The 16,500-nt window shown below is 36.5% G+C and carries 10 protein-coding genes and 1 pseudogene; 5 read left to right on the forward strand and 6 right to left on the reverse strand.

The annotated features are described in order from the left end of the window. Positions 1-992: 992 nt before the first annotated feature. The 5 genes and pseudogenes from HX004_RS13845 to HX004_RS13865 form a co-directional block, all read right to left on the reverse strand. Positions 993-6,983, reverse strand: a pseudogene (locus tag HX004_RS13845) (SpvB/TcaC N-terminal domain-containing protein); the annotation flags it as partial. An 11-nt stretch (positions 6,984-6,994) separates the two neighbouring features. After that, complete coding sequence (locus HX004_RS13850) at positions 6,995-8,767, reverse strand: DUF8202 domain-containing protein (RefSeq protein WP_286443194.1); 1,773 nt, start codon at positions 8,765-8,767, stop codon at positions 6,995-6,997. Positions 8,768-9,835: 1,068 nt separating this feature from the next. After that, the gene (locus HX004_RS13855; RefSeq protein WP_286443195.1) at positions 9,836-10,159 is read right to left on the reverse strand and encodes a GIY-YIG nuclease family protein; all 324 of its coding nucleotides are present in this window, start codon (positions 10,157-10,159) and stop codon (positions 9,836-9,838) included. Between the two features lie 865 nt (positions 10,160-11,024). After that, positions 11,025-11,654, reverse strand: coding sequence for a DUF6266 family protein (locus HX004_RS13860; RefSeq protein WP_286443196.1), 630 nt, complete (start codon positions 11,652-11,654; stop codon positions 11,025-11,027). A 423-nt stretch (positions 11,655-12,077) separates the two neighbouring features. After that, a complete protein-coding gene (locus HX004_RS13865; protein ID WP_286443197.1) occupies positions 12,078-12,308 on the reverse strand; it encodes a hypothetical protein in 231 nt (76 codons plus the stop codon). Positions 12,309-12,527: 219 nt separating this feature from the next. On the opposite strand from HX004_RS13865, the gene HX004_RS13870 reads away from it, so the two are divergent. Both HX004_RS13870 and HX004_RS13875 read left to right on the forward strand, forming a co-directional pair. Beyond that, positions 12,528-12,968: a DUF5675 family protein gene (locus tag HX004_RS13870; RefSeq protein WP_286443198.1), complete on the forward strand. Its 441-nt coding sequence runs from the start codon at positions 12,528-12,530 to the stop codon at positions 12,966-12,968. Further along, positions 12,965-13,174 (forward strand): hypothetical protein, encoded by a 210-nt coding sequence (locus tag HX004_RS13875; protein ID WP_286443199.1) that lies wholly within the window; start codon positions 12,965-12,967, stop codon positions 13,172-13,174. The genes HX004_RS13870 and HX004_RS13875 overlap by 4 nt, the downstream gene beginning before the upstream one ends. 93 nt (positions 13,175-13,267) lie before the next feature. Here the strand turns inward: HX004_RS13875 and HX004_RS13880 are convergent, their stop codons facing one another. Next, complete coding sequence (locus tag HX004_RS13880) at positions 13,268-14,023, reverse strand: hypothetical protein (protein WP_286443200.1); 756 nt, start codon at positions 14,021-14,023, stop codon at positions 13,268-13,270. 243 nt (positions 14,024-14,266) lie between these two features. On the opposite strand from HX004_RS13880, the gene HX004_RS13885 reads away from it, so the two are divergent. From HX004_RS13885 to HX004_RS13895, 3 genes are all read left to right on the forward strand, one after another. Further along, complete coding sequence (locus tag HX004_RS13885) at positions 14,267-14,845, forward strand: hypothetical protein (protein ID WP_286443201.1); 579 nt, start codon at positions 14,267-14,269, stop codon at positions 14,843-14,845. After that, entirely contained in the window at positions 14,832-15,461 is a 630-nt protein-coding gene (locus HX004_RS13890; RefSeq protein WP_286443202.1) for a hypothetical protein, read from the forward strand. The genes HX004_RS13885 and HX004_RS13890 overlap by 14 nt, the downstream gene beginning before the upstream one ends. Positions 15,462-15,924: 463 nt before the next feature. Next, a complete protein-coding gene (locus HX004_RS13895; protein WP_286443203.1) occupies positions 15,925-16,173 on the forward strand; it encodes a hypothetical protein in 249 nt (82 codons plus the stop codon). Positions 16,174-16,500 lie beyond the last annotated feature (327 nt).

The following is a 16,500-nucleotide window of genomic DNA, read 5'->3' on the forward strand; positions in this document are numbered from 1 at the left end:
CTTGTATGCAAAATATCACCATTGCCTAAATTATGTTTAGTAATAGCCGTACGGTTATTTAAGTATTCATTTTTAATTGTCCAATCTGCTTCGTACGGTCCTTTTACCTCTTTCAATCGATTAAAAGCATCGTATTTGTATTTCACTTTCTCTCCATAGGCATCTACTGTCAATACAGGCATACTAAAAGAATTGTAATATATTTCTGTAATATTTCCAAAAGAGTCTTTTATTTTCCCTGGTAAAATTTTAAGGTAATCCCCATGCGCTCCGTAGTTCATTACACCATAGTCATACACATAGCTCAATCCGCCTGGTAGTGTTTTCTTCGCTAAATTACCGAATAAATTATAATCATACTTTACCGTTATGAATTCAGTTGCATTTATATACTTCTTAATTTCATTATACCTAGTTCCACTAAAAATTACAGAGGCTTTGGTTAATCGCAATTGCTTATTCCCTGCAGTTAACGCAACTCTATGACTGATTGGCAAAGTCATAATCTCCGTGTTATATTCTATATCAACTGTTAATCCGCGATCAACATCCTGATATTTTTTCACATTTCCCATTTTATCATATACCACAAACTTTTGTTGCGTCTGATTCATAAGAGCCGTTGTACCTGTTTCGCTTTGATACACCCAATTTTTGTTTTGTATATTGGTAATCAATGGCAATACAGATAGTTTTTCAGTAAACACTCTTACCTCTGCATTCGAAGTAGATGTAGTATTGACATCTCCAGTTAATAAACGAGTGTCATAAAATTTATAGTCATACGTTGTTTCCTTAAGTAAACGCTGTCTTTTATCTAGTGTATAGGTTTTTTTCGGTAATCCTTTTTTGTAGATATACTGTTTTAGATCAGAGCTCGTTCCTGGCATATACAGTTCATTATCGCGCATTCCATCTAGTAGATATTCCGTAACATCCGTACGGAACGGTGTTCTACCATCTGCATGTAGAAGATGAGCTTTGGTTTTTCCAAACCCTAAGAAATTGCGCTCTTTACGATCTTTATACCCATTGAAATACTCATAGGCATATTGGGTTGTATTTTGCCCATCGCCCACAAAACCATCATATACAGACACTTTAGTCAACGCCCATTTTTTATAAGGCATTTTGTATGTTGATCCAATAGCTGAATTATCCAAAGGGTTTTTTATATCATAATCTAAACTTATCGTTGCTCCGGTAGACTGGGTTACTGTTTTCAACAAATTCGTGCGTTTAATACGCGATTTATATACGGTAATACTCTCATTCTTAGAAGAAGTTACATAATCGACATAACCATCACCATCAAAATCCATATAACGTCCCTCTTCACTAGAATAACTTCTACCACCTGCTGCTCCTACTGAGAAACAAAACTTAGGTCCTGTAAAAATAATCGGAATTGGAAAATACACACAAATGGTTACATTTCCATTTATACCCGCTTCAATTGACTTTTGAACTTGACTTCCTGGTGCATTCTGTGAAGAAGATTCAAATCCCATTCCTGTATTGATATAGTATTTGCCATTCACTATTTTCTCAGGCAAACCATCTCCATTCAAATCTATGTACGTTACCTGATCATTGGATATACTATGCGAAATACTCAAACCTGCAGAAATATCTAAGTTTGATTCATTTTTGAAACTACTACCTAATGCTCCGCCAATACTTCCTCCTTTAGTTTCCGTTTTCCCTTGTTGAAGTGGTAAATTGCGCCATAGGGAGCTTTGTCTAAAAACGCCTCCATAGTTTAACAATACAGAACCATCTGATTGTACAATATCAATCAGTCCATCCCCATTAATGTCTACATAAAAACGAGTCGTTGTATTATTTGTTGTAAACTTATTTCCTCCAATAGAACCACTGGCCTGATTCCCAAATTTTATATTTAAATTGGCCGCTCTATTTGATTTATCTCCTAATTTAGGACTACCAGTTATCCCGGCATTACCACCGCCTGCCATGGAACCAGATCCACTAATTGACGTTTTTATATTAAAATTAGTTTGTTCAATACGACTCGATAGTCCTCCTCTTTTTGCTGTAACCTGAATTTGTTCTCCAATAATATCAGGGAAACCATCTCCATTCACATCTAAAAACTCATTTAACAATTCACTAGACCCATCTGTATCTGCTCTACCCACTGTAAACCCTAAGAAACCTAAAGATTTATTTGTGGTATTATTCTTAAAATACGAATACTTATTAATTCCTGCAGCACCAAAATTCCCAACAGGCACCGTTGGTGGTCGTAAATCAGGGATATCGTCCGTTAAGAATCGCGTATATGGACTCACAGCTGATTTGGAAATATATAAATGCTCATGGCTTTCCCATCGATCCTTTTGCTTATTTGGCAACAACATACCAAAGTATTCTGTCATATTACCCGCTAAACCTTGAACTTCATCCATATCTACTTGATCCAATGTCAAGCTTCGATCTTCTAAGATATCTTCTGCTGTAGCTCCTGAATTAGTTGTGTTCGCAGCTGTATTAAATAGATTGATATTCTTTCCAACTATCGGTCTATATGTTTGTCCAACATCCGCTCCTTTATAAGCAAATTGTCCCCAATTTCGGAACATAGGTCCCCAAGCTGCTGTTTGTTCTGAGGTATATACATTTGCTTTTATTTTACCTGTATTATCTACTCCTTGCATATAGTTGGATGGAGTTCCTCTACTTGCGGTAGCTTTAATCAATGCAGGAAAATCTCCACCTTGGTAAGCATCGACTAATTCTCCAATTTTATGTTCTGTGGTATAATATTCAAAATAATACTTCTGCCCTACACTATTACCAAAATTCATTTTATAAGTATCGCGTAAATTCTCATACTGATAATTGGCATTCAAACGCTGTTTTTGTATAATATTACCTGCTGCATCAAATTTGTAACGAAATTTAATGAATCCTGCCGGAGCATCATTTGACCCGTTAACTAATTTTATGATTGTTCCATCACCCCAACGTGCTACTAAATACACATAACGTTCACTACATACTTCTTGCCTACAATTCTCTAGTTTAAAATCATTTTTAATCGTAATGGTTACATCTGGCCCTGTACCGGTAACTTTTAATGGTACATAACTCGTATGTACTTTACTGTAATTGCCATAATAAGGAGTTAAATACACATCGGTATTATCGCGATTGAGAGAGACTAATTTTGGTTTGAATTGTCGGTCAATTTTCCCCCAATCGATTTCCGAATCACTCAATACTTCCACTTTTACATAGTGATAACTACTTGAAACCGTAGTAATCGAACTCATGTCTAACGTTATATTAGGCGAAGGAAAAGCTGTACTAGAGTTTATTCCACTTATCTTCTCATAAACAACCACATTGCTTCCTGTTGCAGGTAAGTTCCCGCCACCAGTGGTTCCCTTTTTGAAATACGAAACGCGAATTGTTACGCGATCTTCATCAAAAATATTAAAACTAGGCCATTCTAGTCTATATTTCCCCTTTGTTCGGAACGTATGTTCCATATTCGTTCCAATTAAAACCCCTTCTTGATAGGATGATGCATGACGAGAAGCCGCTTGAATGGGATCTGGGTTTTCTCCAATATATTCAACGCGAGGATTCCAAGAAACACCTAATTCTTCAATAGGCGTTTGATTGGTATGCGATCGAAAGAACAACAAATCTCCCTTCTCTACAGTTAAGGTATGATTGTGACTCTCACTTGTTGAAAGCATTAGGTTAGGTCCCAATATAAAACTAGCATTCCCCATATTGCTTTCGTGCAAGCGTTCAATAGAAAATTTCAATCCATTTTCTAATCCTACATGTCGTTTAGTAATGGTTCCCGACACTTTAACCTGTCCTGGTTTGGGCGCACGCCAAACCATAACAATATCCATGGGACCATTAGTCATATCCACCTGAGGAATCGGATTCAACACTGGGGCTACATCTTCTTCTTTTAAAATAATAACAGGTGTTATCGAACTATCTAAACTATATGTAGGAGTTTTTGTTACGGGGTCAATATACCCAAAATACACGCGCTCATTATCCACTACATCCAATATACCATCGGCATTTACATCCGTCATATAGGTTGATGTTTTGGTTGAGCTTTTTGCATTTGATCTAGCAATATTTCCAACGAAAATATTAACACTAAATCCCATATCACTATTTGTACTACGTGAATAACTCAGGTTTGGTAAATTTTTGATTGGATACACGTCAGAAGAAAATTTATCACTTAAATTTTTTCTGTAATAAAATTTACCTCCATCCTTGAATACTTTATCTGGCAATCCATCCCCATCAATATCCGTCATCATTACTTTTGATTCAGAATTAGAAGAACCTCCACCTATACTTCCACCCAAGGTTGCAGCACGACTAAAAGGCAACCATGAATTTGGAAATATTGGGGTTACGATTCCAGCAGAACCACCTCCGTTGTAATTTGTAGATTTTCCCTCCGTACCTCCTAAAGCAGAAAGATATACTTTAAAGGCATCATAGTCTGTAGCGTAATCCTTGTACGTATTATACGTCTTTCCTGAACTCTCAAAAAGAGAACCGCCCGCCACATCATTATAATAATCAAAGTTATATTCCTCTACGATGGGAGATCTAGTATCAGCGAAATGATCCGTGTTATTGTTATTCGTATTAATTATCTTATAAAGCAAACTTCGTCCAAATGCACCTGCTTTGTACAAAAACTTATATTCATTAAGCATATGCCCTAAATAAACATTATGCTTGTCCACTCTCAAATCTGCTTTTGGTGCTGTTTCAATGATAATTTTATCAATTAAATCAATACTTTTAGATTCTACACCAAAGCGATTGCTGAGTTTCACATCACGACGGGCTCCTGACGGTGAGTCAATAGTAGTTTTTCGCTTAATGATCACTTTAAAGATATGTCGATCTTCATTAGAATCTAAAACAGGATTTCTATTATATGTAACTTCTGATAATTGATAATCACCATTTGCATTTTGATTATAACTATACAACATATAATTCTCAAAAGGATCAGTTACCCTAGTCAAATACCATTTCCCTTTAGCATAAGTTCTATAGGCATAACTCCAACCAGATGATTTATCCGTTACTTCCCAAGTATAATTATTCACCGTTCCTACACGCTTTATTTCTTGGTTCGGATTGTGTTGTAACTTTTGAAATATCGCCACATTGCCTACCCTTCCCATCAAAGGATCTTTGTGGGGTGCATAAAGTGTACGATCCGCTTTAACAAGTAAAAGTTCCTCTCCATTAAACAAATAAGATTCCGTTTCTTTAGCCGTGTCATATAAAGGCACACCCCAACGGGTATCCACTGATATGGTAGGTACGGATAAACTCCATCCCAATCCAAAATCTCCCTCATCTGCACTACTGTTGTAATTCACCGAAATATCGGGTGTCATCCCATGTCTTCCTTGAGGTAATAGCAATGGGAATGTAAGTGCAGCATCTCCTTTATCGTTAATTTGTGGCACACTCACCATGGGAATATTTTCGGTTGGATTTACTGCTTGTATCCCACTGAGCGTTGTTGGAGCAAAAGCACTAGTCTCTGGGCTCTCAGGTTCTTGAATTACCCCTGCCAAATAATCCGTAAAGTGGTTCGTTACCGCTACTACCTGTTGGCTATCTTCCAATACATCAATTACCTTTACTTTGGTCCATTGCTTCAATTCCGTATCAAAGTAAAACACCTGAATATCTTTAGCACTGTAACCACGAGGTAATGCTGCAACATCATAGGGGATGGTTAAGGTTACCTCTTGATCAAATTGAATTCCATCCGGTAAAAATCGATACGCTCCATTATTTGATGTTACATTGACCAATGCCATTCCTGTAGGAGCATAATCACTAGGTCTTAATTCTTGAATTGACAAAGTAAAATCCTTGGCAAAACTTGCTGTTGGCACTTGGATTCCTACCTTACCGTGCATAAATTCATTGGTTTCCTTTGACTTTTTAACCGCAAATTCATGGCGTTTAAATGGACTTGTTAGCTCTTTTGTTTGTGGAAACGTCTTCGCTTTTTCTAAATCAATGAATTGGGTAGCCAATACGTTATCTCCCTTTTTCACTTCCATTTTCAACGAAGATGCTGTACCATTCGCCTCTTGCAGATACTCAAATGTATGATTTACAATAGGGATACGCTTTCCTGAAATGAACAATTCAACTTCTTCTTGCATTGGAACAATACCCGAAACATACACTTTTCCAGTTAAACTATCCCCTACCGTTTTGTTTACTTGAATTTCTCCTTTAGTCGCTTGTTGCAAACGCTTTTCAATTTGCAAATTGCGAACCGTATATTGCGTTTCCTTTTGTAAATCTGCAGTAAATAGAATTGTATTAATTCCCTGTTTTAAATTAAATGGAGAAATATACTCTTCTACCCTAGTCCATTGTTGATGATTACGTTGCAAATACCCACCTATACTAGTTGTTGTATTAATGCTTTTCGCTACTTCTGCTCCACTAGAAGCACCATATAATTCATAAGACAATACATAAGTAGCTTCATAATCTACTCCATCCGTTAAGTTCACTTTAAATAAGTTATCTTCCGGATTGTCATATGGCATAGAGGCAACAGTTCCAATTATACCATAAGCGATATCTGCAGGGTATAATATTGATTTATCATCTGTAGTTGTTGTATAAATTTGCGATTCTCTCTCCGCTTCACTGTGTTGTGTTTCTATTGTTGTATTTTCAACAACACTAAAATCAGCAGGATCGATCCAATATGTTTTTTCATTCAGCGATTGATTTTGTGCAAATTCCTGCTCTTCCTCTGCCAAATTTGAAATTGGCGCATAAAAATAAGAGACCTGTCCAACAGGAATTGGTTTTGCATAGGCCGCAGAAACTTCGAATACGAAACTTTGCAGTAAGCTTATCAAAATAAAAGTAGAAATCTCTCTTTGATAACGTTTAAAAAATTGCATGATAGTAAGGGTTATTTAACAATTAAGGTTTGAAAAGATGTTTTATTGTTGATGATAGAAACCAACAAATAAGTTGTTTTACCTGCTAAACGGTACGTATACTCTCCTCCGCTAATAAATCCTAGTTTATTGCGTTGAATAAATTTTCCTTCTAGGGTATAAATATAAAAATCCACATATTTGTCTGATTCAAACAAATAATGTACGCTGAACTCTTCTCCAGCATTCACAGGATTCGGACTAACCAACCATTGTTCATCCAATGAAGTTTCGGTTTTTATTTTTCGATCTACCGTGAAACCAAAACGCTGATATTTTCCACGAACATCAGTTACTTCTAGCGTAAAAGTTCCAGGATAATTTACGCGTAACACGGGTGCAGTAGAAATTAGTTTATCTTCCAAATACCAACGATAGCCCAATTGCTTTTCCTTTGATTTCAACTGAGGTTTAATATCCAACATTTCGCGTCCATTTAATGCCCAACTCGACGCTAATTGAATTTGATTAGCCGCAGTAAAATCTAAAGTAATCTCAGGTATTTCTGCTTTTTGTTGCTGGCTATCTTGAACGACAATAGCATAGGTTGAACTCGGCAAGTTTTCTAAGGCGTATGTTGCATTTTCACTAACAAAAAAGTAAGCCTTTTGTGTTTTTAAATCCGTTGCCTGAATAGAGAAAGGAGGTTCTCCTTGTTCATTTGTAAGTAGCTTATAACTTTGGTTAATACCCAAAGTATCTTGTTTTACTTCAATCGTAAACGGTTTTGTTCTTCCAATAGATAAATACGTATCCGTTCTTTTATTAAGTCTTATGTTTTTAAAGCTCAATTTAATTGTATCAGATTCATCATGAGCAATCTCGTTTCCTGTAGAAGTATACAGGTGATACTTTATCTCTTTTTCTGGTGTAACAAGAACTTCTAAATCTACAGCTACATCATGATCTCCCTTATTTTGAGCCAACCATTGACGTTTAAAACGATTGCTTTGATTATCAAAGGCTTTTTCCTTTCCATTATCCCCTATCAATAAATAAGTTTGATTAGCCAATGGAATTTGATTATCCGTTTTTTTAAGAATTACCTCTTGTTCCTCATTACTAGAAGTTGCACGTTGCTCCAAACCAAAATAAGAATCTTTAGCAATTCCAATAATATGGTGATTAAATGATGAATTATATTGAGCATCCCAAATTGCTACATTCCTACTACTCTTGTACTTTTCTTTATTAGATAAGGTAATTCCATACTTTAGAGCCAAATAGGTTTCTATCTGATCGCGGACAGAAGGTTCAGAACAATCCTTGCAAATTAAGACCTCATACAAAGCAGTTTTTGATCTATCATAAGAATTATCTAAATAAAATATTTCTTTTGCTGTACCATTTCGAAAATCTACATTAGAAAAATTAAAATTGACAATTGCTCCTTTCGCTAAATATGCCAAATCCACCTTCGCTTCCAAACTTGATTTAATTACATCTGTATAAAAACTGTGCAATAAATCACCATTGTATATAGAGAAAAGTTTTTCCCCTTCTTTTATGCTCTTCAAAACATAAAAAACATAACTGTATTGAGAAGAAGTGATTTTTTTGTTCAATACAGGAAATTCACCACTGATCTGAATTCGAGTATTGTAATTAAATCCCAATTGAGATTCAGCCGTTGACAGCCCTTTTATCCATATTAATTGATGGGAATTTTTAAATGTTTGCTGTGCGAAACAGCTCAGCGAACTAGAGCCTAAAATTAGGAGGGAATAGAGTAAGGTTTTGTGCATAACTTAAATTTTAAACGCAGAAATGGACGACTAGTCCGTTTAGAAAACGAATGCTGTACCAGTAGGTCCTCTATTCGTTTTTACTGCATTTATTACATAATTAGTTTTTCACTACTTATATTAAGTAATAATTGATTTTATTTTAATAAATAGCTAAAACGAAATGAATTTTAATTCAATAAACGCAAAAACAAACTTCATTTTTATACAAAAAACAAACTATTCTCAACGATTTTAAGCTAATTTTAAAAATATGCACAATACTACTAAAATTTAACAAAACATAAAATTAAGTTAATCACTATTGTCTGTATTTCACAAAACAGTACATGAAAAGAAATTATACAAAAATATTACGTTAATATCCTACCGGTAACCCAACTATACTATTAAAAAATTGAGAGTAAAAAATGAATTTTCCTTTTATTAATAGCGAATTGCAGGCAGTGAATGGAAAAATTGGTTGTTAATCCTCTCCTTCGTCGCGGTGACATACGGTGCGTCAATACTGCATGATGATACTAACAGTGGATACACTTTACACATCAACTAAACCGCTGTATACCCACACACAGTATGTCACCCTGAGGCAACGAAGGGTCGCATCCCGCGCTCACAGCATACTGAGGAGTAACAGGCGTTGAGTAACAGATGCAACCTATCTCACCGAGTTTATATTTTGTTTTGGAGTTCGATGAATCTACGCAGTGCTCCGATTTCTCTTAAGTCGAGGACATGACGGGCGTGAATGACGGGCGAGAGTAACAGGCGTTGAATAACAGATGCGATTTCTCCTTCGTCGAAATGACATAACGGGGCGTTGAGTGACGGGGCGTTGAGCACACAATACTCACACACAATACTCACACACAATACTCACACACAATACTCACACACAGTACCCACACACAGTACCCACACACAGTACCCACACACAGTACCCACACTCAGTACCCACACTCAGTATGTCACCTCGACGAAAGGAGAGGTCGCATCCCGTGCTCAAATCACATTATACATAAACTTAGTTAAAAGGATTAAAGTGTTTAAAAGGTAACCCATTAGCTTTTAAACAATCAGTGTATTCAACATAGGATTAGTTGATCGAATAAGGTTTAGTTTCTTCTTTCTACTCCACTTTTTTAATTCCTTTTCTCGTGGAATAGCGTTTTGAATCCAAGTAAAAGTTTCAAAATAAATCAAATCAGTTAAGAAGTACCTTCCTGTAAAACTTTTAGGCTTATTCTCTTTATTACTCTGATGTTCAGACACCCGTCTTTTCAAATCATTCGTTACGCCAATATAAAACGTAGTTCTATATTTATTTGTCATAATATAAACATAGTAAGTATGGTAACCCGCAGGACTATTCTCATCAAAATCTTTGTACATCTTTTCTGTTAGATATCACAAATAACGTACCATCATTCAGGTGACATCCGGTGCGTCAATACTACATGATGAGACTAACAGTGAATACGCTTTACGAATCAACTAAACGTTGTGTTCCATCCAATACCCACACAGTTACCCACACACAGTATGTCACCCTGAGGCAACGAAGGGTCGCATCCCGCGCTCACAGCATACTGCGGAGTAACAGGCGTTGAGTAACAGATGCGATTTCTCCTTCGTCGAGGTGACATGACGAGCGTGAATGACGGGCGAGAGTAACAGGCGTTGAGTAACAGATGCGACCTATCTCACCGAGTTTATATCTTGTTTTGGAGTTCGATGAATCTTCACTACGTTTCGATTTCTCCTGCGTCGAGGTGACATGACGGGTGTTAGTGACGGGTGTTAGTGACGAGCGTGAATGACGAGCAAGAGTAACAGGCGTTGAGTAACGGATGCGATTTCTCCTTCGTCGAAATGACATGACGGGCGTTGAGCATACTCAGTACCCACACACAGTATGTCACCCTGAGGCAACGAAGGGTCGCATCCCGCGCTCACATCATACTGAGGAGTAACGGATGCGATTTCTCCTTCGTCGAAATGACATAACGAGCGTGAATGACGGGCGAGAGTAACAGGTGTTGAGTAACGGATGCGATTTCTCCTTCGTCGAAATGACATGACGGGCGTTGAGCATACTCAATACCCACACATAGTAATCACCCTGAGGCCACGAAGGGTCGCATCCCGCGCTCACAGTATACTACTTCTTCACTATTGGTAAAAAACAACCAAACTGCAACCCCGTCTGTTTCTAGCATCAAGGGCAAGAATACGATTACTGTTCACTATTAACCGACTAATACTCTCCCAGAAAGAGACTTGTACTACATTCAACTCCTGCTTCATCCGACATAAATCCCCAGAGTGCATACCCTGTTTCTTCAAAGCTACCAGGTAATTGAAATTTAAATTCCATTGCACTACGCTGGACAACATTCTCAAAAACAAACGTAGATTTGGTTGATTTTTGATAGAGAACAAGCGTCAGTGTATCTGTTGCCCCTATAGTATTAAATACTGAATTTGAACTCCAAGTGATGGTAAATTCTTTATTTTCCAGGATTACCTGATCCACAAAAATAGTAATGAGAATTCCCTTGCTAATGACTACCTTTTCAAAGTCGATGACATATTCACCATCCATCTCTTTCACTGCTTCTTTAAGGTGATAGGCTAAAGCAATATTTATTTTAGACTTTGCTTCCGTATCAGGATCAAAAAAGCGCTTGATTACTTTATTTATCGGACGCAGAAATTTAGAAACCAATCTAAATTTATTTCGGTGATTCAACTGAGCCGATGTTGGTTTTCTTCCTCCTTTTTTGGGTGCATTACGGACAATGTACTGTCCGTTCATCTTTGCTCCTACAACTGTTCCGAGTTTTCCTCTAAAACCGCCTGTTAATCCATTGTCCATTTTTCCCATGATTGTAACGTTTAATTGATGAATACTAATTTTTGAGATTATGCGTCGTAGCTACCTTCACTAATGTTCTCCTTGCAATACTAAAAAAACAAAGAAAAACGCACAACACCCCCTTCCGTACTCTTCCATTTCAGGGAAAACAAAGGTGTAAATTTCCATTTTTACTCTAAATAAAAAAATACAAAAAACTATAAATCAACACTTTAGTTAAAGTTGATTCGCAGTTCCTTTTGGGTTTGTTTGATGTTTGTTAGGTGTTTGTTAGGTTTTAGGGGCTTTTACCAAACAAACACCTAACGAAGGTATAACAAACCCATAACGAAGGTCTATTGGATCATAAGAAAATGCTCAATAACTACGAGGGATTACATGGAGTTATTGAAAATTAAAAGAGCCTTAAACACAGTTTAAAGCTCTTTAATACTATTTTTTCTCCGATTTTCCTCCATTTATAAATTCCAATACTTCATTTTCATCCAACCCCATATACATGGCAAATTCTCTGTACGAGACAAAAGCTCTAGGAGGTTTAGCATAAAATACTCGTACCTCATTCAAAATTCGCAACGCTGTTTTATAACTTCTACCCGTCAATTCAACAACGTCTATTGCGTAAATAATCATTCTCTTTTTCTTGCTATTTACTCCGTTCATTCTTCTTGTTTTTTAATTGATTGTTTAGACCTGGAAGATAATGGAACAATCTGATGCTTTTCTTGTAGTTCACTACTTGTATACTCAGTGAACAAGAACACCTTTTTTACTCCTTTTTACACTTTTCTTTTCCCTTTATAGGACAACTGCTCCCCCCCTTGTTTTACAGCTTTTCAATTTCGCTCAACTTTGGATTTTACGAATCAAAAATATAACGCTATGAATAAATTAACATTACACCGGGTTTATTTCCCTGAGGCCACACACGGGCTATTGCAATTTAATGATCAAAACATCTGCTTTACGTTAGAATTACCCTGGTTAAATAACAAGGCGTACATCTCTTGCATTCTAGAGGGAACCTACCCCCTAAAACCGTGCTATAATGAACATTTTAAACATCACATTGAAATTAAAAAGGTTCCCCATCGCCACGGTATTCGATTTCATACCGCCAACAATGTACAACTAGAACTACAAGGATGCATTGCTCCCGTTAGTCGCATTATAAGTTCTACATGGGGACACCGCTCTCAACTAGCCATGCAAAAATTATTAGAACACACAGGAGCAATACCCACTGATCAGCTGTTGCAATTAACTATTAAAGAAGCGTCTGAAGACGCCATTATTAATCTAATAAAACAAGGAAAATTATGAAACAAATCATTCGACGTGTCAAAGCACCAACGCCGAAGTTCTTCAAAACGCTAAGAACCATAGGGCTAAGTTTAGTAGCTATTAGCGGAGGAATTCTCGCTGCTCCAGTAGCCTTACCCGTTCTAATAACCACCATTGCAACTTATATGGCTGTTGCAGGAGGTATTCTATCCGCGGTAAGTCAGATTACTACTGAAGAAGAATAGCAAAAGGCAAGAAGGATGCCCCAAATGGCTAGGGAGGTTTACAACCTCCTTAGTTTTTTACTGATTTTTCTAAAAAACAATATGCTCTATGTGTTACTCTATATCCATATACTTGGCCTGAATGATATCCCTTAATTGAGAAATAATAGTATAATCTATATTTTTTCGCTTCTGAAAAGCGCTTAAAGTTTGATGGAAGTTCTTGCTAATTGAGGTATTAAATAGTTTTTCAAATGCATTGGTCCATTCAATTAACAACACTTTCTCGTCATCGTTTTTATTAAACTCAAACAAGGCATACACCAACAAACTTAGGTCTATTTTAGATTTATTCCACCGCAAAGGCCGGTGATTAAATGAAAATGAAGAAGTAGACATCGCGTATTCTAATTGTTCCAATATAAGTTGTAGAGCTTTAAAATAAGCAGAAAATAAAAAAACACAGGTAGCATCAAAGAATGTAAATGCGCACTGTAAATTATTGGTATGGAAATAGTACTTGATTGCTTGCCAATCTAACACTTCATTTTCAATGCAGTATAGACTATATTGGTGATAATATTGACTTTTAAAACTACAGTAATACTGCCATTTCTGGTTGAGATAAGCTGTTTTTAGCGACTGATCGAGTGGCATCGTGCTATACAAAAGTCCTATTTCATGTAAAAACCAATAACTAGATAAGATATCCATGAGGTCTTTGCTGTAGAAGGTAATCTCTTTTTTACGAGATCTGAATTGATTCTTACTCGTAATCTCTTGCATTTCTAAGAGCAAATTTCTCAGTTTTGCTGTGCTAATGGCTAAACTTTTCTCATTCATGACAAAAGGAACAACATATTGATCCATAATCCTTTCTTTTTGCCTTAAAACTTCATTTAAATTTTTCATTAATCAATTTATGAAATTACATCTTATTCATCACGATGATAAATCAATTAAAAATATAAAATAACCAATAAAAACACCCAATATAAATACAATTAACAAATAATAAACGAAAAAACACAAAACATAAACTATTAACTAAAATAAACCAAACAAAAGCCAATGCTATTTTTGACTCTAATAATAACATAAACTCTGTAGCCCATGGTAAACTACATTCGGCACTTGAATGCCTTATCAGAATTTTTCAGAACAAATACAGAAGCAACTCCTTCTCATATTGCTCTCTATTATTCTCTATTTCAAACCTGGAATAACCTCCAATTTGCGTCTCGCTTTGGTATTAACCGATACGAGCTAATGAACCGCAGTAAAATTGGCAGCAATAGCACGTACAGCAAATGCATGCGCGATTTACATCGGTGGGGATTGATCAACTACCAAGCGAGTAATTCAAAATATGGATTAAGTAACGTTATGATGACTCCTTTAGATAACAAAAATAATAGTTCCACAGTGTACACTACTAGTAGCAATAATGGAACAAGTAGTGATACAAGTAGTGATACAAGTAGTGATACAAGTAGTGATACAAGTAGTGATACAAGTAGTGATACAAGTAGTGATACAAGTAGTGGTACAAGTAGTGATACAAGTAGTGATACAAGTAGTGGACAAGAAGTGGTACACATATTAAAACATAATAAACAAATAAACAATAACCAAGATATAAAAGAAAAAAATCCATCAATTCAAAAAAATAAATTTCATGAACCCCTATAAATTAAAAATCACGGATACTTACACTTTGGTGAATCAAACCAAGATGTACGATCTTGATCAATGCTTTGCTTTTATTCAAGAACGTGGAAAGGCTATTTTTGGTTATCACTTTACGCTAACTTCTCGTCAGAAAGAACTTTTCTACAAACTCATTGCCTATGCTATTGACGATCAAAAGGTCATGGCTTCATTAAAACTATCCTCAAACAAAGGGCTTTTACTTATGGGCGAAGAAGGAAGTGGAAAAACGGCCTTTATGCGTTTAACACAATCCTTTTATCCACACAAAAAAAATTACGACATCAAGGTAAGCCGTCTATTGGCACAAGATTTTTCATGCAAAGGCTATGAAATATTTACCCCCATTTTTGCGCCAAATGCCAAGTGCATCTGCCTAGATAATGTTGGTAAAGAGTTTATCGCCAAACACTATGGCACCTCTTGTGATGTGATTTACGATATTGTTGAACATTTCTATGAACAGCGATACGATGCCAGTTACCCTAAACTTCATATCACCACAGCACTATCCCCCACTGAGTTAGAAAAAAGATATGGAAAAAAATTCCGAAATATGGTAAAAGAATTGTTTAATGTGATTGTTTGTGAGCGATGAGTTAGGATGGTGAGATGGTTGTTTGTTGTTTGTTGTACAAATTCTCAATCTTTAGAACTGATCCCACGCATAGTAATCACCTCAACGAAAGGAGAAATGACATACTGTATGTGAGTGACGAGCGTTGAACAATAAGCGTTGATGAACAAATGCTTATTCAGAAAATCCCAACCGATAACAGATAAGTGATAACTGATTACTATGTTAACCAATTCAAACACAAACTATAAATCTCGTTCACAAAACAAATAAAACGCTAAAAATCAATCCCTTACATTTTTATTTTTGTATAAAAACACTTTACTTTACAACTCCTATTTAATTACATACTTTCATAAAAAAGAAAGAATTTTACTCGTATGGCATGGTGGCGGTATTGGAAACAACCGCAAACGTAAACTAAGTATGTAAACGTTAGGACACCTAAACCGTACGAGTTTTCTATTTTCTAACATTTTTACTTATGAATGCACTCCCACAATCCCCAAAATTCACCAACAACGATCAGCACAACCTAGGGCTTCTAGCCACACTCTACGACCTCAACCCCAATTTTGCTGCATATGCTCAAAGCATCAACGACTTGTTTTACTACTACGTTCAGCATTGTACAGAAACCTCAACGGATGTTTTACTAACTTCCACAGAAATCAACAGCATTCTCGAAGTTGTAAATACCTTCCAACAACTGAAAGAACCGCTTTTGGAGTAAGGGTTAGGATGGTTAGAGTGGTTAACCCATTTAACCGATTAAAGATAAGTCCATCCGTTACTCACACTCAGTACTCACACACAGTAATCGCCCTGAGGCAACGAAGGGTCGCATCCCGCGCTCACAGCATACTGCGGAGTAACAGGCGTTGAGTAACAGATGCGACCTATCCTTCGTCGAAATGACATGACGGGCGTTAGTGACGAGCGTTGAGCACACTACTCAGTACTCACACACAGTATGTCACCCTGAGGCAACGAAGGGTCGCATCCCGCGCTCACAGCATACTGCGGAGTAACAGGCGTTGAGTAACAGATGCGACCTATC

The sequence above is a fragment of the Myroides sp. 1354 genome (genome assembly GCF_030324495.1).
Classification (GTDB): domain Bacteria; phylum Bacteroidota; class Bacteroidia; order Flavobacteriales; family Flavobacteriaceae; genus Flavobacterium.